The organism is Pseudomonas sp. ANT_J12, from assembly GCF_008370045.1.
In the GTDB taxonomy this organism is placed as follows: domain Bacteria; phylum Pseudomonadota; class Gammaproteobacteria; order Pseudomonadales; family Pseudomonadaceae; genus Aquipseudomonas.
This window is the reverse complement of record NZ_VOBN01000030.1, coordinates 26986-46880: the sequence shown is the minus strand read 5'-3', so window position 1 is coordinate 46880 and position 19895 is coordinate 26986. Positions and strand designations below refer to the sequence as shown.

The window sequence follows — 19895 nt, the reverse complement described above, 5'->3', positions numbered from 1 at the left end:
TTGCTTTCACCAAAAAACTTAGAATCATACTCAAATAGATATAAGGGGACTTAGAGTGAACAAGTCGGAACTGATTGATGCTATCGCTGCATCCGCTGATATCCCGAAAGCTGCTGCTGGCCGTGCGCTGGACGCTGTAATCGAATCCGTCACTGGCGCTCTCAAGGCTGGCGACTCCGTAGTTCTGGTGGGTTTCGGTACGTTCTCCGTGACCGATCGTCCTGCTCGCATCGGTCGTAACCCACAGACCGGTAAGACGCTGGAAATCGCTGCAGCCAAAAAACCAGGTTTCAAAGCCGGTAAAGCACTGAAAGAAGCTGTCAACTAAGTTCGATTCAGGTTTTTGCCTATCCGGGTCGGGGTCATGCCTGACCTGGCAGCGGAGCGGTAGTCCAGCCAACAAATCGTTGATCTGAGACACCGAGGGTCGCAAGTTCGAACCCTCGGTCCGTTCCGCCAGTTACGAGAAGGCGCATCCCCGGATGCGCCTTTCTTCTATCCGGATTCTACCCACGCTCCACGGTTGCCTAATTTTGAAGTTCAACCGTTTCTGGGGGACGCATGCTGCAGAATATCAGGGACAATTCACAAGGCTGGATTGCCAAGACCATCATCGGAGTCATCGTTGCACTGATGGCTTTGACCGGTTTCGACGCCATTTTCAAGGCCACGACGCACAGCAATGATGCGGCCAAGGTCAACGGCGAAGAAATCAGCCAGAACGAGCTGAGCCAGGCCGTCGACATGCAACGCCGTCAGCTGATGCAACAGCTGGGCAAGGATTTCGACGCTTCGTTACTCGATGAAAAAATGCTGCGCGAATCGGCCCTCAAAGGCCTGATCGATCGCAAGCTGCTGCTGCAAGGCGCAGAAAAATCGAAATTCGCTTTCTCCGAAGGCGCTTTGGACCAGGTGATCCTGCTGACGCCTGAATTCCAGGTTGACGGCAAGTTCAGCCCTGAGCGTTTCGACCAGGTGATCCGTCAACTGGGCTACAGCCGTATGCAGTTCCGCCAGATGCTGGCTCAGGAAATGCTGATCGGTCAGCTGCGCGCTGGCCTGGCGGGTAGCGGCTTCGTCACCGATGCACAGGTGTTGGCCTTCGCCCGTCTGGAAAAACAGACCCGCGACTTCGCTTCCCTGAACATCAAGGTTGACCCGACGGCGGTGAAACTGACCGACGACGAGGTCAAGGCTTACTACGACGAACACGCCAAGGAGTTCATGACGCCGGACCAGGTGGTTATCGATTACCTGGAGTTGAAGAAGGCTTCCTTCTTTAATGAGGTCAGCGTCAAGGACGAAGACCTGCAAGCGGCGTATCAGAAAGAAATCGCCAACCTGGCCGAACAACGCCGGGCTGCGCACATTCTGATCGAAGTGAACGACAAGGTGACCGAGGCGCAAGCCAAGGCCAAGATCGAAGAAGTTCAGGCGCGTCTGGCCAAAGGTGAGAAATTCGAGGCGTTGGCCAAGGAATTCTCCCAGGACCCAGGTTCGGCCAACAACGGTGGTGACCTCGGTTACGCCGGTCCTGGCGTTTACGATCCAGTGTTCGAAAAAGCCCTGTACTCGTTGAACAAGGACCAGGTTTCGGAGCCAATCCGTACTGGCTTCGGTTTCCACCTGATCAAGCTGTTGGGCGTTGAAGCGCCGGAAGTGCCGACGTTTGCCAGTCTCAAGGACAAGCTGACCCGCGAGCTGAAAACCCAGCAGGTCGAGCAGCGTTTCGTCGAGGCGACCAAGCAACTGGAAGATTCCTCGTTCGAAGCGTCTGACCTGGCCCAGCCAGCGCAGGACCTGAAACTGACCGTCCATACCTCCGCGCCGTTCGGCCGTGAAGGTGGCGAAGGTGTCGCGGCCAACCGTGCCGTGGTCACCGCAGCGTTCAGCCCTGAAGTGCTGGATGAAGGTGCCAACAGCACCGCCATCGAGCTCGATCCGGAAACCGTGATCGTGTTGCGCGCCAAGGAGCACTTGAAGCCTTCGCAGCTGCCGCTGGAAAGCGTTGCCGCCAGCATCCGCACGCTATTGGCCAAGGAGCACGCCAGTGCTGCCGCCAAGACCAAGGCTGATCAGTTGATCGCCAGCCTGCGTGACGGCAGGACACCGCTGGACAAGGCTATCGACGGCCAGAACTGGAAGGTCACTGCGGCCGCCACTCGCGCACAGGAAGGGGTTGACCCTACCGTGCTGCAAGCGCTGTTCCGCATGCCAAAACCTGCCGCCAAGGACAAGCCGACCTTCAGCAGCGTGACCCTGGCCGATGGTAGCCTGGTGATCGTGCGCTTGAACGGCGTGAACGAAGCCGCAGCGCCGACCGATGAAGAGAAGGCTCAGTACCGTCGCTTCCTCGCCTCGCGCATTGGCCAGCAAGACTTTGCGGCTTACCGCAAGCAGTTGGAAAGCGAAGCCGAGATCAAGCGCTACTAATGGCTGATTGAGTTTTGCGTTTCACAAGAACCCCGGTCGAAAGACCGGGGTTTTTTGTGGGCGATCAAAAATGTTGCCCTGCCCATCGGTTATTCATCAATCTATGCGACTTTTCCCGCATATAACGGTCAACACCCCTGTAACCGTTTTAAGACACTAATCGATGCGCACCTAAGCATCGATCTGTTGCACAATACGCCCCGGACCGTTTTCTCTCAGGATGTTCAATGTTTAGATCAATTCCCATGCGTATTGTCGGGCTAGCCTTGGTGCTGGCTGTTGCTGCCGGTTGTTCGTCGAAAAAAGCCGCCATCTACGAGCATGAGAACTTCGACGACTCCGGAACGTTCTCCCGCAACTACCCGGTAACCGACGCCCAGACCTGCGAAGCCGCCCGTCGCGCCTTGCTCAGCCAGGGCTACATCATCACCAGCAGCGATCCGAAACTGGTCAGCGGCCACAAGAGCTTCCAGCAGACCGGCGAGACCCACATGGAGATCAGCTTCAGTGTGGTTTGTGCCGATGATGGCTCAGAAGGCCACCACGCGACCATGTTCGCCAACGCCTTGCAGGATCGCTACGCGCTGAAGAAGACCAACAACTCCGCCAGCCTCGGCGTCGGTGTGTTGGGCTCGGTGTCGATGCCGATCGGTTCGTCCGATGATTCGATGGTCAAGGTCGCTAGCGAGACCGTGTCCTCGGCCAAGTTTTATGAGCGGTTCTTCACTCTGGTAGAGCTGTTCCTGCCGCCGGAAGCGAAGAAAGCGGCGCACATCGTCGAGAAGCCGAAAACCGACTTGGGCGTGCCTGAAGCCCAGGCTGCCCCGGCCGCATTGGCGCCAACGCCGGCTCCCGCCGCAGAGCCTGTAGCGGCTCCGGCCGCCGAGCCTGCTGCTTCGGAGCCTGTTGCACCGCCTGCGGAAGCTGCACCGATTGCTCCGGCTCAATCGTCCGAACCGGCTCCAGCCGCCGAGACGATCACGCCACCGACGCATCCGGACAACATGCCACCCCCAAGCGAACCCATCCCGGCCCAGTAAGCGGTCCAGGCCTTGCGGGAGCGTGTCAGACGGCACGACTCCCGTAACGGGGCATCAAGCTTGACCCACGTCAAACCAGGCCGTTGTCCTACGGCCTCTATCGAAAAAATCCTGTGATAAATTCCTGACCACCTGCTACGTTTTATTCAGTAGCGGGCGAGTGTCGTGTGAACGTCATTTTTCTTTCACGCGGGCACTTTATGCTCAAGGCACGGGTCAGTTGATCAGGCCATTTTTAATGAGCGATGGGGGACACCACAATGGACGAGTATCAAGAAGAGTTGCTTGAGTATTCTGCGTTTGAACTGGATCCGCTGGAACCAGCGGAAGACGCCACCGAACTGTAGGGCGTTACGCGGATTGGCGATGACTGCGGCGAAACTCGCCGGGTGTCTGGCCGTTCCAGCGTTTGAAGGCCCGTTGAAAGGCTTCGGCTGAAGCAAAGCCAAGCAGATAGGCGATTTCTCCGAACGCCAGTTCGGTATCGCGGATGTAGGTCATGGCCAGGTCGCGGCGGGTGTCGTTGAGAATCGCGCGAAATTGCGTGCCTTCCTCGGCGAGTTTGCGACGCAAGGTCCAGGTGGGCAGCTTCAGGCGTGCCGCCACTTCTTCCAGGTCAGGTTCCCGGCCTCCATTGAGCAATGGCCCCAGCAACTGAGTGATGCGTTCACGCAGGCTGCGGGTGCGTGTCAGTTGCTCCAGTTCCCGTTCACACAGTTGCAGCAAGTGCCGCCAGGTGCTTGGACAGTGCTGCGGGTTGCGCTGGGCGAGGGCGTCCAGGCTCAGGCGCAGTTGATTGTGTTCGGCGCCGAACTGGATCGGGCAATCAAACACGCTGTAGGCGTCTCGATACAGCGGTTCTTCGAATTCGATTTCGATGCGTTCGGCCCGCAGCGGGGCAGGGCTCACGCTGGACAATTGCTGCAACCAGCCGGCGATGATCGAGTCCACCACAAAGCGGTTGTAGGCGTTGTAGGGGCTGATGGAGTAAAAACGCAGCCACGCGCCCCGAACGTCTTCGTGAAAGCTCGACTGGCCTCGATAGTTGGAGCCGTACAAGGCTTCAAAGCGAATCAGACAGCGGGCCGCTTCTCGCACCGTCGGCGCCTGGGCGGCGGTGACGCCGGCCAGGCCTGCCTGACTCAGACGACTGAGCTGCCCCATGCGCAACCCCAGCGCCGGGTCGGCGGTCAATTGAATCGCGCCGTGGCCCAGGCGCATGTAGCGCGGAATCGACAGCCGGGCGCCAGCCTCACCCAGGCGCGCCGCGTCGAGACCGTACTGATCGAGCAATGGCTGCGGGTCAACGCCGTGGCTGCGCACGGCATCGGCCAGGCTATGAACAAAGCCCACCGACAGATCCCCGAGGCGCATCGGCAGTGGCTTCATGGTTTATAACCAGAGATTCAGCATGCGCGCGCCACGGATATCACCGTCAGCGGAATGCTGGCCATTGCTGCTGAGAAAGCTCTGGCCGGCGCTACCTTTGTCCCAGAACTGTCCGCGCAGGAATACGCTCATGCCGGCAATGGCCTGGCTGCTCGGTGGCTGGCCTATCAGGGTCAAGCGGTGCCAGGCCTGGCCTTCACTGAGTTCACCGGCCTTGAGACTGACGGAGCCGGGCGTCGACAGGCCTTTGTAACCGCGCCATGGTTTGTCCCAGGTCCCGCGTCCGACGACGAACGCCGGGACCGCCACCAGTTGCGCACCCTGTTCGTTGAGTTTGCGGTAGTTGTCCGGGTACCAACTGTCGCTGCCGATCAGAATGCCCAAACGTCCGGCCGGCGTATCGATCACATTGACCGTGTGATCGGTGTTGGCGGCGAGGGTGTCCTGTTCCGCGAAGATCGGGTGCATCTGCCGTTGCGGCTGACCGATAGGCAAACCGTCGCGACCGAACACCACGGTGCTGTTGAACAGCGCGCCGTGACCGATTTTCAAGGTGCCGTCGTTGACGCTTGGCTCCGGGAGCACGATGGAGCCGGCCACCAGGGTCACGTGGAATTCTTTCGCCAGGCCACCGAACAGCGCCTGGTAGTCCTTGGCCATGCTCTTGGCCTTCATGCGCAAATGAGCGTCGTCGAGGCGACTGGCGCCTTTGGCGCTGATCAGCGCGCGGACGAACTGCAGCGGATTGCTCGCCGCCAGCCAGTTCATGGCTTCCTTGAGGGTGCTGGCCTGGTACAGCTCATCCTTCTCGCCGCTGACCATCAGCCAGGTGCCGACATGTTCCGGCAGCACCACGATGGTCTTTTCGTTCAGCAGGCCCTGATCCTGAGCCTTTTGCAGATACGCGGAGAGCTTACGGTGCAAACGCTCCGGGCTTTGATAGTCGGTGGGGAACAGCTCGGGCTGGATGCCCAGCAGGTTGCCGCGATCGGCCGGGGTGCCTTGATCGACCGCCAGACTGATCCGCAGGTCCGACAGGTAATGACCCACCGGACGGTCCGCGGCCCACATGGCGTAGGTCGTGAGGGCGGCGATCAACGCCATGGAAAAGGTCAGGTACAGAAGTTTGCGCATGGGAAAGCAGTCGACAGCCGTGTGCAGGATTCGTCGACTAGGGTAGGGCCCCGGTCGGCGCTTGCCAAGGGGCGCTGCACATTTGGATCAATAAGTTGTCAGTTTGGGTCATTGAGTGACAGCGGTGCGACTCTTAGTCTGTGGCACATGACCGACGGGGGCCGAAGAGCTCCTGCATTTTTCCCGTGATCGCTCGATGTGGAGTTTCCGATGGCCGCTGCTCACTACCCGCACCTGTTGGCCCCGCTGGACCTGGGTTTTACCACGCTGCGCAACCGCACCCTGATGGGCTCGATGCACACCGGTCTTGAGGAAAAGCCCGGCGGTTTCGAGCGCATGGCGGCGTATTTTGCCGAACGCGCCCTGGGTGGCGTAGGCCTGATGGTCACCGGCGGTATCGGCCCGAACGATGAGGGCGGCGTTTACTCCGGTGCGGCCAAGCTGACCACCGAGGAAGAAGCGCTCAAGCACCAGATCGTCACCCGCGCGGTGCACGAGGCGGGCGGCAAGATTTGCATGCAGATCCTGCACGCCGGGCGTTATGCCTACAGCCCGAAGCAAGTCGCGCCGAGCGCGATCCAGGCGCCGATCAACCCGTTCAAGCCTAAAGAGCTGGACGAGGAAGGCATCGAGAAGCAGATCAGCGATTTCGTCACCTGTTCGAAACTGGCGCAAGTCGCCGAGTACGACGGCGTCGAAATCATGGGTTCCGAAGGTTATTTCATTAACCAGTTCCTCGCGGCCCACACCAACCACCGCACCGACCGTTGGGGCGGCAGCTACGAAAACCGCATGCGCCTGCCGGTGGAAATCGTGCGCCGGGTGCGCGAAGCGGTCGGTCCGAATTTCATCATCATCTTCCGCCTGTCGATGCTCGACCTGGTGGAAGGCGGTAGCAGTTGGGAAGAAATCGTCACCCTGGCCAAAGCTATCGAGCAGGCCGGCGCGACCATCATCAACACCGGCATCGGCTGGCACGAAGCGCGGATCCCGACCATCGCCACCAAAGTGCCGCGCGGCGCGTTCAGCAAGGTCACGGCCAAGCTGCGCGGTTCGGTGAGCATTCCGCTGATCACCACCAACCGCATCAACACCCCGGAAATCGCCGAGCAGATCCTGGCGGAAGGCGATGCGGACATGGTGTCCATGGCCCGGCCATTCCTCGCTGACGCCGATTTCGTCAACAAGGCTGCCGCGGGTCGCGCCGATGAAATCAACACCTGCATCGGCTGCAACCAGGCGTGCCTGGACCACACCTTCGGCGGCAAATTGACCAGTTGCCTGGTCAACCCGCGTGCCTGCCATGAAACCGAACTCAATTATTTACCGGTGCAGCAGATCAAGAAGATCGCCGTGGTCGGTGCCGGTCCTGCAGGTCTTTCTGCGGCAACCGTGGCTGCTGAGCGTGGGCATCAGGTGACCTTGTTTGATTCGGCCAGCGAAATCGGCGGTCAGTTCAACATCGCCAAGCGTGTGCCGGGCAAGGAAGAGTTTTTCGAAACCCTGCGCTACTTCAACCGCAAATTGCAGACCACTAACGTCGAGGTGTGTTTGAACACCCGCGTCGACGTGGCGCAACTGGTGGCCGGCGGTTACGACGAAATTATCCTCGCCACCGGTATCGCACCGCGTACCCCGGCCATCCCGGGTGTCGAGAACGCCAAGGTGTTGAGCTACCTGGACGTGATCCTCGAGCGCAAACCGGTGGGCAAGCGCGTGGCGGTGATTGGCGCCGGCGGTATCGGTTTCGACGTCTCGGAGTTTTTGGTTCACGAAGGCGTGGCCACCAGCCTCGACCGTGCCGCGTTCTGGAAAGAGTGGGGCATCGACACCAAGCTTGAGGCGCGCGGCGGCGTGGCCGGGATCAAGGCTCAGCCCCATGCTCCGGCCCGTGAGGTGTTCCTGCTGCAACGCAAGAAAACCAAGGTCGGCGACGGTCTGGGCAAGACCACCGGCTGGATTCACCGCACCGGGTTGAAGAACAAGCAGGTGCAGATGCTCAACAGCGTCGAGTACCTGAAAATCGACGACGACGGCCTTCACATCCGCATCGGCGAAACCGGCGAGCCGCAAGTGCTGGCGGTGGACAACATTGTGATCTGCGCCGGTCAGGATCCGCTGCGTGAGTTGCAGGATGGTCTGGTGGCGGCGGGACAGAATGTGCATTTGATTGGCGGCGCGGACGTGGCGGCGGAGCTGGATGCGAAGCGGGCGATCAACCAAGGGTCGCGTCTGGCCGCCGAGTTGTAAAAAAACACCCCTTGTGGCGAGGGGGCTTGGCCCCGTTCGGCTGCGCAGCAGTTGTAAACCCATCCAACGCGGTCATTCTGATAATCCGCGCTACATGGTTTTTGGGGCTGCTGCGCAGCCCAACGGGGGCAAGCCCCCTCGCCACAAAGGTGCTGCTAAGATGTCGGCTCTTTCCCAGAGCCGGCCTCATGCTCCTCCCTCTCAACGACTGGCTACCCCAAGCTCCTCTAGAACCCCTGCACCTCGACTGGCTCACCGCAGCCGGCATCGAAGTCGCCATCTTGCGGCTGGACCAAATCGACCCGCTGATCAGCGGCAACAAGTGGTTCAAACTCATCGAACACCTTCACGCTGCCGACCAGGCCGGTGCCGACGGCATCATTAGCCTTGGTGGCGCTCACTCCAATCATCTGCACGCGTTGGCCGCTGCGGGCAAACGCTTCGGCTTCAACACTTTGGGATTGCTGCGCGGTCATCCGCAAGACACGCCGACCGTAAAGGATCTACAAGACTTCGGCATGCAGCTGCACTGGTTGGGTTACGGCGGTTATCGCGCGCGCCATGAACCGGGTTTCTGGCAGCCGTGGCAGGCGCAATACCCGACCTTGCACCCGGTGCCGGAAGGGGGAGGTGGTTTGCGTGGGGCGCGGGGCTGTATGCAGCTCAGGGATCAGGTGCGTGAGCGATTGGCCGGATTGGGCTGGAACGACTACGACGGCTGGTGGCTGGCTTGCGGAACGGGCACCACGCTGGCTGGGCTGGTGCTGGCCGAGGCGGGCGAGCATCCGGTCTATGGCGCGTTGGCGGTGCCGGGCGATCACGGCGTGGCGCATCAGATTGAAGCGATTGTGGGAGGGGGGGAGCCAGCTTATGAGCTGTTCGACGCCTGTCGCGGCGGGTTTGCCAAGGTTGATTCGCTGTTGCTTGAATTCATCGAGGAGACCGAGCAGGCCAGCGGCATTCCCTTGGAGCCGCTGTACACCGGCAAGGCGTTGCTGGCGCTCAAGCAGCAGATCGAAGCGAGAAGATTCCCTCAAGGCACGCGGTTGATCTTCATCCATACCGGTGGCTTGCAAGGCCGACGGGGATTTAGCTCAAAACACTGAACAATTGTGGCGAGGGCGCTTGCCCCCGAAGCGGCCCCGAAAATCTTCAGTGCGCCCACTGTTTTGCGTCTGCTGCGCAGCCGAGCGGGAGCAAGCGCCCTCGCCACAGGTCATCATTTGGCCAAAAATTGAGGCAACGGCTCAAACCCGCTTCGGCATCATCCGCAACAAGGTGTTATCCCCCACCACATAGTGGTGATACAGCCCCGCCACGGCGTGCAGGCCGATCAGCCAGTAGCCGATGGTGCCGCCGAGTTCATGCCAGCCCTGAATCCGCTTGGCCAGCACCTTGTCCTCCGGGACTAGCAACGGCAGGTCAAAGCCGTAGAACATTACCTGATGCCCCTTGGCGCTGGTGACCAGCCAGCCGAGGATCGGCATGGCGATCATGAACAAGTACAAGGCCCAGTGCATCAATTTGGCCAGGGTAGTCTGCCAATGCGGCGACGCCGGGAAGATCTGCGGCGCCGGGCCCAGGCTGCGGGCAAACAGGCGCAGCCACACCAGCACAAACACCGTCAGGCCCAACATGAAGTGCGATTCGGTGATCAGCGTGCGGCCACCGCTGCCTTTGGGGAAAATCCCGCGAAATTCGATGCAGGCGTAAACCAGGATCAGCAAGACCAGCATCAGCCAGTGCAACGTGATCGACACCGTGCTGTAACGTGAGTCGGAGTTCTTCCAGGGCATACGGGGCTCTCCACAGGTCAATGCTCAAAGCGCCGTTCTTGTGCGGCACTGTGCTTTAACTGTAATCCTGTTTTGCCGTATTTGCCTGAGACGATTTGCCCGTTCAATGCTCTGGTTCAGCTAATTGACAATAAAAAACCCTGTAGGAGCATGGCTTGCCCGCGATGGCGTCCTTGAGACTGTCATCGCGGGCAAGCCATGCTCCTACAAGGTGGGCGGTGGGTTAGCTGCTTTGCGGCATCTCACCGTTGGCCAGTCGCTTATTGATATCGGCAATCACCTGGGGCAGATCGGTGATGGTGTCGATCATGTAGTGCGGCCGCGAGCCTTCGAACATCCCGTGAATACGCTTGCGCTCGCTGGCCAACTCCTCGCTGCCGAGGGCCTGATAACCCGCGTAGTCCAGACCCAGCGCGTTACCGGAGCAGATCAGCGCCACGGTCCACATGCCGGCACGACGACCTTCCAGAATGCCCGGCACCGTGTCGTCGATCTTCACGCACGCCGCGACATCGTCGATGCCCAGCGCGATGACGTTGGCCAGGGCCTGGGCCGGCCATGGACGACCGTTGGGCACTTCGTCAGTGGCGACCACGTGGTCCGCGATGTAACCGTTGGTGGCGGCCAGTTCCACGACTTTGTCCATAACCTGTTTCGGGTAGCCGGAGCAGGAGCCGATCTTGATCCCTTGCTGGCGCAAGTTAGCGATGGTGTCCAGGGCACCGGGTATCAGCGCCGAATGTTCGGCGATTTTTTCGATTTGCAGCGGCATGAAGCGTTTGTAGATGGCGGTGACGTCATCGTCAGTCGGGGTGCGGCCGAACGCCTTGCGATAACGCTCGGCAACCTGCGGCTGATCGCACAGGGTACGGATGTGGTCCCACTTGCCCATGCCCATCGGCCCGCGGGCTTCTTCGATGGAGACCTGGACGTCGAACTCGGCGAAGGCTTCGACAAAAATCTGGGTGGGTGCGAATGAGCCGAAATCGACCACGGTGCCGGCCCAGTCGAGGATGGCGGCTTGGAGCTTGGTAGGGTTGTTGTAGTTCATGTCTCAGATTCCTTTGTAGGAGCGAGCGATGCGGCGTACCGACTTGCCCGCGAAGAACGATAACTCGGTGTGCCTGGGGGACCGCGTCGCCTGTGTTCGCGGGCAAGCCTCGCTCCTACAGGTTCGGCGGCGTTTGCTGATTCAGATTTCCAAAACTTCCATTTCCTGCAACACCTCGGCAATCGCTGCCACCGCCGCGTGCATCTCGGGCGGATTGACGTGGCCGATGCAGCCGACGCGGAAGGTGTCGACCTGGGTTAATTTGCCGGGGTAAAGGATGAAACCCTTGGCCTTGACCCGTTCGTAGAATTCCTTGAACTGGTAGCGCGGGTCTTTCGGGGCGTGAAAGGTGACGATGATCGGCGCCTGGATTACGGCGGGCAGGAAGCTGCGCAAACCGAGTTGGGCCATGTCATCGAGCAGCACCCGGCAGTTGTCGGCGTAGCGCTGATGCCGCGCCGGCAAACCACCTTCTTCGTTGTATTGCAGCAGCGCTTCGTGCAGCGCCGCGACCACGTGGGTCGGCGGGGTGAAGCGCCATTGCCCGGTCTTGGCCATGTAGGTGTGCTGGTCGAACAAATCCATCGCCAGTGAGTGCGAGTTGCCGCCGGCATTCGCCAGCGACTCCTTGCGAGCGAAGACGAAGCCCATCCCCGGCACACCTTCCAGGCACTTGCCCGAAGCGGCGATCAGTGCATCGAACGGCACCTGTTGCGCATCCACCGGCAAAGCGCCGAAGGAGCTCATGGCGTCGATGATCAGGCGTTTGCCGTGTTGCGCGATGACCTGGGCGATTTCCGACAGCGGGTTAAGGATGCCGGTACTGGTTTCGCAGTGAATCAGCGCAATGTGAGTGATGCTCGGGTCAGCCTGCAGCAGGCGATCCACATCGGCGGCGGTGGTCGGTTCGTCTTCGGCGGTTTCGAAGGTGCTGAACGAACGACCGAGCACTTCGCAGATCTTCGCCAGGCGTTTGCCGTAGGCGCCGTTGATCAGCACCAGCACTTTGCCGTCACGCGGGACCAATGTGCCGATCGCGGCTTCGACGGCGAAAGTGCCGCTGCCTTGCAATGGCACGCAGTGGTGGGTGTCGGCACCGTTGATGATCGCCAGCAGTTGTTCGCACAGGCTGGCGGTCAGTTGGTTGAAGCGGTCATCCCATGAACCCCAGTCGACCATCATCGCCTGACGGGTGCGGGCCGATGTGGTCAACGGGCCGGGGGTGAGCAGGATGGGTTCGGCAGTACTCATTCTCATGTCCTCGTAATCGATGGGATGACGCTACGGGGCTTAAATTGCAATTTGCCGAGCTATCAATCAAATTGTTTGTTGTTATGCCAGCCATCAGTGAGGGTTATTCATGAATCTGTTCCAGCTCCGTGCATTCGATGCTGTGGCCCGGGAAGGCAGCTTTACCCGGGCCGCCGCGCGGCTGTTCATCAGCCAGCCGGCGGTCACCGGGCACATCAAGGCGCTGGAGGAGCACTACCAAATCACCCTGCTGCGCCGTACCGCCCGACGAGTGGAGCTGACGGAGGAGGGCACCAAACTGGCGGCGATCACCCGGGCGATGTTCGGCCTGGCGGAAGAAGCGCAAGTGATGCTGGAGGCCAACCGCCAGTTGCTGACCGGGCGCCTGGAAGTGGCGGCGGACGGACCGCACATGGTCATGCCGATGCTTGCCAGCCTGCGGGCGCGCTATCCGGGGATCACGGTGAACCTGCGTTTGGGCAATGCCCAGGAAACCCTGGCGGCGTTGTTGTCCGAGCATGCCGATGTGGCGGTGCTGACCGAAGTCGAACCGCGCAAGGGTTTGCATCTGCAAGCGTTGAGCGAGTCACGGATCTGCGCACTGGTGCCGGCCGGGCATCCGTGGGCGCAGCGTTCCAAGGATGTGCAGCTCAAGGAACTGGATCAGGTGATCATGGTGCTGCGCGAGCCGAGCTCGATCACCCGGCGTACGTTTGATGAGGCGTGCACGCAGGCCAAGGTCAATCCCCGGGTGTTGCTGGAGCTGGACAGTCGCGAGGCGGTGACCGAGGCCGTTGCCGCGGAGTTGGGGGTTGGCGTGGTGTCGTCAGTGGAAGTCAGCCATGACCCGCGGGTGGTGGCGGTGCCGATTATTGGCGAGGGGCTGATCAATCGGCACATGATCGGCTGCATGGATCGGCGGCGGGATTTGCGCTTGATTCAGGCGTTTTTCGATTTAGCGCCAGGTCGCTGACCTGATCGTTCCCACGCTCTGCGTGGGAATGCCTCAATGGACGCTCCGCGTCCGCTTTGGGACGCGGAGCGTCCCGGGCTGCATTCCCACGCGGAGCGTGGGAACGATCTACGTGAGGACGATCATTTGGGCAGGCTCTCGCGCACCATCTCCAGAAACGTCGCCACCACCCGCCGTGAACTCTGCTCGCGCAAACACACCAGCGTCTCCGTCAGCCGCCGCTTGCAGTCGATAATCGGCAACGCGCAAACCCTGGAGTCAGCACCAAACTCGGCTGCCGACACCACGCCAACTCCAATCCCGACCACCACCGCCTCCCGCGCCGCTTCCCGGCCTTCGACCTGAATCGCCGGCCGAATCCGCAACCCGGCCCCGGCCATTTCCTCCTCCAGAGTCTGCCGCGTCACCGAGCCAATCTCCCGCAGCACTAACGGCGTGTCATCCAGGTCCGCCAGGCAGATCGACTCGCGATCGGCCCACGGATGATTGCGCGAGACGAACGCCACCATCGGGTCATTGCGCAGCGGCAACGAGATCAATCGTTCATCACTGACATCGCGGCCCAGTAACGCCAGATCCGCCTGATAGTTGAACAACCGGAACAGCGACTCATCGGTGTTGCCGGTTTCGATCTTGACGCTGATGCCGGGGTAGCGCTCGCAGAACCGGGCGATCTGCGGCAACACGTGGATGGGCGCATCCACCGCGAGGATCAGGCTGCCGGTTTGCAGCGCCCGGGAATCCTGCAACAACTCCTGGGCTTCGGCCTCGATGACGAACAGGCGCTGGGTGATGCTCAGCAAGCGCTCGCCCAGATCCGTCAGGCGCACCGAGCGTTTGTTGCGATGGAACAGCAAAACACCGAAGCGCTCTTCGAGTTTGCGCACTTGGTCGGAAATCGCCGGTTGCGTGAGGAATAGCCGCTCGGCGGCCTTGGTAAAGCTTCCGTGAACGGCCACGGCGTGGAAGGCTTTGAGTTGGGCGTGGGAAACCGACATCGAAACCTCCAGTAACAAGCTGAGCTTATATTGGAAATACGATAAATCGATTTCACTTATTAATCAGTAATTGTTTTTATCCGCCTCAGCCCCGGTGACTGGTCAGTCGAACAGCGTCGGGTGCCATGAGCCTGTGCGTGCAACAGCAGGACTCATCTGACCGGTATCGCTTCAGGGAAGCCGCGATACCGAAGTGCTCAACAATAAAAAAACAGGCGTTATTTCTCAATTTCTGCCGGCACACTCACACCCTGAGGTCAGAACCACCATGAACAAGCATATCGGCACCATCAAGCGTTGGCGCGTGCAGATCTTCGCTATCACCTGGCTCGCTTACGCCGCTTTCTATTTCACCCGCAAAGCCTTTTCGGTGGCCAAACTGGGGATCGCCGAAGACCCCACCTTCATGCTCGACAAAATGGCCATGGCCAACCTCGACGCGATCTACCTGGCGGCCTACGCCGTCGGCCAATTCACCTGGGGCATCCTCGCCGACCGCTTTGGCCCGCGAGTAGTCGTGCTCGGCGGCTTGCTGATTTCCGCGGCGGCAGCACTGGTGATGGGCAATTTCGCCACGTTGCCGATCTTCGCCACCTGCATGTTGATTCAAGGCCTGGCGCAGTCCACCGGCTGGTCGGGACTGTGCAAGAACATCGGCAGTTTCTTTCCCGCCCAGCAGCGTGGGCGGGTGCTGGGGTTGTGGAGTTCCTGTTATGCCTTCGGCGGATTGGTGGCGTCACCGTTCGCCGGTTGGTGGGCTTACACGCTGGTGGGCAGTTGGCACGCGGCGTTTATTTCCAGTGCGGCGGTGGTTGGGCTGGTCGCCGTGCTGTTTTTTATTTTTCAACGTAACAAACCTGAAGACGTGGGCTTGCCTGCCGTCGAGCCGGAACCCGAGCTGAGTGCCGAAGAGGCTTACGCACAAAGCAAAATCAGCGTTCTGGAACCCCTGAAGGAAATCCTGCGCAACCGCACGGTGCTGGTGCTCGGGCTCTCGTACTTCCTGTTGAAACCGGCGCGCTACGCGATTCTGTTGTGGGGTCCGGTGATCGTCTTCGAACAAATGCCCTCGGTGGGCAAGGTCGGTGCGGCGATCATTCCGACTTCGTTCGAACTGGCCGGGCTGCTCGGGCCGATCCTGCTCGGGCTGGCCTCGGACAAACTGTTCGGCGCCCGTCGTATGCCGGCGTGTGTGATCAGTCTGTTGGCGCTGACGGTTTCCCTGGCGCTGTTCATGGGCGCCTTGCACACCGGCAGCGTGATGCTGGTGGTGGCGCTGTTGTTCGTCATGGGCCTGACGCTTTACGGGCCGGATTCGATGATCAGCGGCGCGGCGGCGATTGATTTTGGTACTGCCAAGGCCGGCGCCACGGCGGCGGGTTTTGTGAATGGCTGCGGCTCGGTCGGGGCGATTCTCGGCGGCTTGCTGCCGGGGTATTTCGACTCGGTCACGGTGTTCATCATCTTCGCCGGTTGCGCCATGTTCTCGGCCTTCGTCCTGATCCCGCACTGGAACAGCCGCCCGGCAGGCCTGAGCCTCGATTGCGCCTCCGTGCCCAACCAACCCATGACCATCAAACCCCTGCGTACCTGAGGAAACCCCCATGAGACCTTTCTGGCTGGACCAAGCGCTGGCGGCGCAGCCCTGCGCGCCGTGCGAGCCACTGGCGGGCGACACCCGGGCCGACGTGTGCATCGTCGGCGGCGGCTACACCGGGTTGTGGACCGCGATCATGCTCAAGGAGCAAAACCCCGAGCTCGACGTGTTGCTGATCGAGGCCGACATCTGCGGCGCCGGCGCCAGTGGCCGCAACGGTGGTTGCGCACTGTCGTGGTCGGCCAAGTATTTCACCCTGGAACGCTTGTTCGGGGTTGAAGAAGCGGTGCGACTGGTCAAGGAATCGGAGCGCAGCATCTACGCGATCGGTACGTTCTGCGAGCAGTACGGGGTCGACGCCGATTACCGCCTCGACGGCACGCTCTACACCGCGACCAACCGCGCGCAATGCGGTTCGACCGACGCGGTGATCGCGGCGCTGGAGCGTAACGGCATCAACTCGTTTACCCAGCGACCGGTGGCGGATGTGCAGCGCATGGCCGGTTCCAGCAAGCACCTGGAAGGCTGGTTTTCCCCGGCGGCGGCGAGTGTGCAACCGGGCAAACTGGTGCGCGGTTTGCGGCGGGTGGCGTTGCAACTGGGCGTACGGATTCACGAAAACACCGCGATGACCGGACTGGAGGAGGGCAAACCGGCGGGGATTCAAACGCCGAACGGCACAGTCCGCGCGGACCGGGTGGTGCTGGCGATGAACGCGTGGATGGCCCGGGCCTTCCCGCAGTTCGAACGCAGCGTGGCGATTGTCTCCAGCGACATGCTGATCACCGAACCGCGCCCGGACTTACTCAATGAAATCGGCTTGACCAGCGGCGTCACCGTGCTCGATTCGCGGATTTTCGTGCACTACTACCACAACACCCCGGACGGCCGGATCATGCTCGGCAAGGGCGGCAATACCTTCGCCTACGGTGGGCGGATGCTGCCGGTGTTCGACCAGCCATCGCCTTATGCCGGGCTGTTGCGCAGCAGCCTGGCGGACTTCTTCCCGGCGTTTGCCGAGGTCAAGGTCGAGGCAACCTGGAACGGCCCTTCGGATCGCTCGGTCACCGGGTTGCCGTTCTTCGGCCAGATGAGCACCAGCGGCAATGTGTTCTACGGTTTCGGTTACTCCGGCAGTGGCGTCGGCCCGTGTCATATGGGCGGGCAGATTCTGGCCTCGATGGTGCAAGGCCTGGACAACCCCTGGACCCGCTCGCCGCTGGTCAACGGACCGTTGGGGTACTTCCCGCCGGAGCCGATTCGTTACCTGGGCTCATTGATGGTGCGCAATGCGATCCGCCGCAAAGAACGCGCCGAGGATCATGGCCGCCGGCCGCGGCATCTGGATGTACGGCTGGCGAAATTCGCGGCGGCGGCGGGCAAAGCCGACAAGGGTTGAGCGCGCCTCTCAGTTAAGGGTGACAACAAACCTGTGGCGAGGGGGCTTGCCCCCGTTGGGTCGCGAAGCGGCCCCCGGCATTCTGTCAGCCACACCGCATCGACTGGTTTTACGACTGCTTCGCAGCCGAACGGGGGCAAGCCCCCTCGCCACAGACAATTTCCCCTCACCCAAGCACCTAGCCACAGTGGAGTGTTGTTTGCTAAACCGGGTCAGGGCATGTCCGGGCGATTGACCAGCCAATCGAGCAACAATCGCGTATCGCCGCGCGGTGGTGGGCTCTGCGGCGGTTGTGGATGCTGAGAGTTTGAAGTGGCACAAATGACCGGCCGATCCGGGTCGCTGTCCAGAAAACTGATGAACACGTCACTGCCGGCCAAGGGCAGCCCGGATGCGCCCACGGCCACCGGTAGCCACAAACCCATGGGCTCGCGCGTATTGGGTCCCGGCCACAGGCTGACCTCAATCCGCCCCTGTTCATCCAGCGTCGCCGGTCGCCCTGGCTCGCCCAGGACGCGGGCCGGTTGATAGCCGGGGATGTTCGGCCGGGGTTGTTTAAGCGCCGGGCGAAACTCCGTTGACCAGGGGATCGCGCGGAACTGATTGCAGTAGCCCGGCGTTTCAAACGGCGCCTCGGCGAGGATCGACGATTGTTGCCCCTGGTGGCGAATGTCGGTGAGCAACCATTGGTCGTTGAAACTCGTGATCGGGTGTTGCTCCACCTGCACGATCCGTCCGCTGAGCAACGCGGTCTGATCGCTCTGGCCGTGGACTTGCCGTTGCTGGCAACGCAACCGCTCCAAGGTTCGACGACTGCGTTGATCACGGTTCATCGCCGGTTTGCCGGTCAGCGGATGATTGGCCGCGCCAAAGCCGTCGGCCCCCGTGCTGCGGTCCCGGACCTGGGTGGGGGCAAGCGTCAGCGGTGAGTCATGACGCTGGAACAGTTCGCGGATCGCAGCAGATTCAGGCTCGTCGAATGGCTGGTCATGGAAGGGCGTCAGCACCGGTTCCTGGGGGAAACTCAAACTGTCATCGGCCAGCACCAGCACGTGCCCCTCGCGCCGGTGTTCGAAGTGATAGTGGATGCCTTCCTCTTCGCAAAGTCGATGCAGCAAGCCCAGATCCGTTTCCTCGTACTGAATGCAAAAGGGCCGGACCGGATACTGCCCGGTGCTCAGTTCAAAGCGATAGCTGAGTGTGGGCAGGGCATGCTCCTCCAATAATTGGCGCAGGATGGCGGGCACGCTGAGGTGATGAAACACGCGACGGTTGCGCTGTTGTTCGAGAGTTTGCAGATGCGGCACCAGCGTCAGTCGATAACCGATCCGGTGCGCGCCACGATGCTCACGACTGGCGCTGCGCAGCACACCGTGAAAGCCCTGTTCGTCACCCAGGCTCAGGAAGGCCGGTTGTTGCAGCAGGCGCTCGAGGTTCATCGCCGGCGCCAGGCCGATCACTTCGATGTCGAACCGAAAGGGCTGGTTAAGGCCTTCGCGGCCGTTGAACTGCAATACCTGCAAACTCAAATCAGCCTCGACGAGGGTCAGGGTGAAAGGACTTTCCTTGTCGTTGTGCATCGAGTGCGCTTCTGCCATGAAATACGTGGGCGCAGAGGGTACGAAACCACAGGCCTGAATAGTCATCGCAAAGCGACTTTTCAGAATTGCCCTACACGCACTGCTGAAGATGCCGATGCGTGCTGCCGGTAAACAGGATGGAATTTTTGGTCGATTGCCAACTTTAGGCCGTATAAACTTCGCACCCTGCGTCGGCCAATAGATGTCTCGGCGCCACAGATCAAGAGAGTGAGTAATGGGCGCACAGTGGAAGGTTAAACACAAAGAAGCGGCATCCAACGCCAAGGGCAAGATCTTCGGCAAACTGGTGAAAGAAATCACCATTGCTGCACGTAACGGCGCCGATACTGCCACCAACGCACATTTGCGTCTGGTGGTCGAGCAGGCCAAGAAAGCCTCGATGCCCAAGGAAACTCTGGATCGCGCGATCAAGAAAGGCGCGGGCCTGTTGGGCGAGACCGTGCAATACCATCGCGTGACCTACGAAGGCTTCGCCCCGCATCAGGTGCCGCTGATCGTTGAATGCGTGACCGACAACATCAACCGTACCGTGGCTGAAATCCGCGTGGCGTTCCGCAAGGGCCAACTGGGTGCTTCCGGTTCGGTCAGCTGGGACTTCAACCACGTCGGCATGATCGAGGCGTCCCCGGACAGCCCCGACGCCGACCCGGAAATGGCCGCCATCGAAGCGGGCGCCCAGGATTTCGAGCCGGGTGACGAAGAGGGCACGACCCTGTTCCTGACCGAGCCCGCGGACCTCGACGCCGTACAGAAAGCCTTGCCTGGGCAGGGTTTTACCGTGTTATCCGCCAAGTTGGGCTACCAGCCGAAGAACCCGGTCAGCGGGTTGAGCGACGAGCAAATGGCTGAAGTCGAAGCCTTCCTCGAAGGCCTCGACAACCACGATGACGTGCAGGACATGTTTGTCGGGTTGGCGGGTTAAGCCGCAACGCTGATTTGTGATCTGACTTTGTGGCGAGGGAGCTTGCTCCCGTTGGGCTGCG

At 60.9% G+C, this 19895-nt stretch carries 16 protein-coding genes; 9 read left to right on the top strand and 7 right to left on the bottom strand.

Going from position 1 to position 19895, the window contains the following annotated elements:
* Positions 1-55 precede the first annotated feature (55 nt).
* The 3 genes from FQ192_RS31555 to FQ192_RS31545 all read left to right on the top strand — a co-directional run bounded on the left by FQ192_RS31555 (position 56) and on the right by FQ192_RS31545 (position 3473).
* On the top strand, positions 56-328 hold the full coding sequence (locus FQ192_RS31555; protein ID WP_002552737.1) for an HU family DNA-binding protein: 273 nt from the start codon (positions 56-58) through the stop codon (positions 326-328).
* 233 nt (positions 329-561) lie between these two features.
* Positions 562-2433, top strand: coding sequence for a SurA N-terminal domain-containing protein (locus FQ192_RS31550; RefSeq protein WP_149661973.1), 1872 nt, complete (start codon positions 562-564; stop codon positions 2431-2433).
* 227 nt (positions 2434-2660) lie between these two features.
* On the top strand, positions 2661-3473 hold the full coding sequence (locus tag FQ192_RS31545; protein WP_149661972.1) for a DUF2242 domain-containing protein: 813 nt from the start codon (positions 2661-2663) through the stop codon (positions 3471-3473).
* A 351-nt stretch (positions 3474-3824) separates the two neighbouring features.
* Here FQ192_RS31545 and FQ192_RS31540 read toward each other — a convergent pair whose 3' ends face one another.
* Together FQ192_RS31540 and FQ192_RS31535 are read right to left on the bottom strand one after the other, a co-directional pair.
* Positions 3825-4862 carry an AraC family transcriptional regulator gene (locus FQ192_RS31540; protein WP_149661971.1) on the bottom strand — a complete coding sequence of 346 codons (1038 nt, stop codon included), beginning with the start codon at positions 4860-4862 and terminating at the stop codon, positions 3825-3827.
* A gap of 3 nt (positions 4863-4865) precedes the next feature.
* Positions 4866-5996, bottom strand: a complete 1131-nt coding sequence (locus tag FQ192_RS31535; protein WP_149661970.1) for a carbon-nitrogen hydrolase family protein — start codon at positions 5994-5996, stop codon at positions 4866-4868.
* A 210-nt stretch (positions 5997-6206) separates the two neighbouring features.
* Here FQ192_RS31535 and FQ192_RS31530 point away from each other — a divergent pair, with 210 nt between their 5' ends.
* Both FQ192_RS31530 and FQ192_RS31525 read left to right on the top strand, forming a co-directional pair.
* Positions 6207-8246 (top strand): NADPH-dependent 2,4-dienoyl-CoA reductase, encoded by a 2040-nt coding sequence (locus FQ192_RS31530; protein WP_149661969.1) that lies wholly within the window; start codon positions 6207-6209, stop codon positions 8244-8246.
* A 188-nt stretch (positions 8247-8434) separates the two neighbouring features.
* Positions 8435-9352 (top strand): 1-aminocyclopropane-1-carboxylate deaminase/D-cysteine desulfhydrase, encoded by a 918-nt coding sequence (locus FQ192_RS31525; RefSeq protein ID WP_149661968.1) that lies wholly within the window; start codon positions 8435-8437, stop codon positions 9350-9352.
* Positions 9353-9493: 141 nt separating this feature from the next.
* Here FQ192_RS31525 and FQ192_RS31520 read toward each other — a convergent pair whose 3' ends face one another.
* The 3 genes from FQ192_RS31520 to FQ192_RS31510 all read right to left on the bottom strand — a co-directional run bounded on the left by FQ192_RS31520 (position 9494) and on the right by FQ192_RS31510 (position 12344).
* Positions 9494-10042 (bottom strand): cytochrome b, encoded by a 549-nt coding sequence (locus FQ192_RS31520; protein ID WP_149661967.1) that lies wholly within the window; start codon positions 10040-10042, stop codon positions 9494-9496.
* 223 nt (positions 10043-10265) lie between these two features.
* Positions 10266-11093 carry a phosphonoacetaldehyde hydrolase gene (gene phnX, locus FQ192_RS31515; RefSeq protein ID WP_149661966.1) on the bottom strand — a complete coding sequence of 276 codons (828 nt, stop codon included), beginning with the start codon at positions 11091-11093 and terminating at the stop codon, positions 10266-10268.
* Between the two features lie 141 nt (positions 11094-11234).
* Positions 11235-12344, bottom strand: coding sequence for a 2-aminoethylphosphonate--pyruvate transaminase (locus FQ192_RS31510; protein ID WP_149661965.1), 1110 nt, complete (start codon positions 12342-12344; stop codon positions 11235-11237).
* A 109-nt stretch (positions 12345-12453) separates the two neighbouring features.
* Here FQ192_RS31510 and FQ192_RS31505 point away from each other — a divergent pair, with 109 nt between their 5' ends.
* Entirely contained in the window at positions 12454-13317 is an 864-nt protein-coding gene (locus FQ192_RS31505; protein WP_149661964.1) for a LysR substrate-binding domain-containing protein, read from the top strand.
* A gap of 122 nt (positions 13318-13439) precedes the next feature.
* Here FQ192_RS31505 and FQ192_RS31500 read toward each other — a convergent pair whose 3' ends face one another.
* Positions 13440-14315 (bottom strand): LysR family transcriptional regulator, encoded by an 876-nt coding sequence (locus FQ192_RS31500; RefSeq protein ID WP_149661963.1) that lies wholly within the window; start codon positions 14313-14315, stop codon positions 13440-13442.
* A 268-nt stretch (positions 14316-14583) separates the two neighbouring features.
* On the opposite strand from FQ192_RS31500, the gene FQ192_RS31495 reads away from it, so the two are divergent.
* On the top strand, positions 14584-15909 hold the full coding sequence (locus tag FQ192_RS31495) for an MFS transporter (RefSeq protein ID WP_149661962.1): 1326 nt from the start codon (positions 14584-14586) through the stop codon (positions 15907-15909).
* Between the two features lie 10 nt (positions 15910-15919).
* Complete coding sequence (locus tag FQ192_RS31490) at positions 15920-17311, top strand: FAD-dependent oxidoreductase (protein ID WP_149661961.1); 1392 nt, start codon at positions 15920-15922, stop codon at positions 17309-17311.
* A 212-nt stretch (positions 17312-17523) separates the two neighbouring features.
* Here the strand turns inward: FQ192_RS31490 and FQ192_RS31480 are convergent, their stop codons facing one another.
* Positions 17524-18891, bottom strand: a complete 1368-nt coding sequence (locus tag FQ192_RS31480; protein WP_149661960.1) for a type VI secretion system Vgr family protein — start codon at positions 18889-18891, stop codon at positions 17524-17526.
* A gap of 235 nt (positions 18892-19126) precedes the next feature.
* Here FQ192_RS31480 and FQ192_RS31475 point away from each other — a divergent pair, with 235 nt between their 5' ends.
* The gene (locus tag FQ192_RS31475; protein ID WP_133838743.1) at positions 19127-19834 is read left to right on the top strand and encodes a YebC/PmpR family DNA-binding transcriptional regulator; all 708 of its coding nucleotides are present in this window, start codon (positions 19127-19129) and stop codon (positions 19832-19834) included.
* Positions 19835-19895 lie beyond the last annotated feature (61 nt).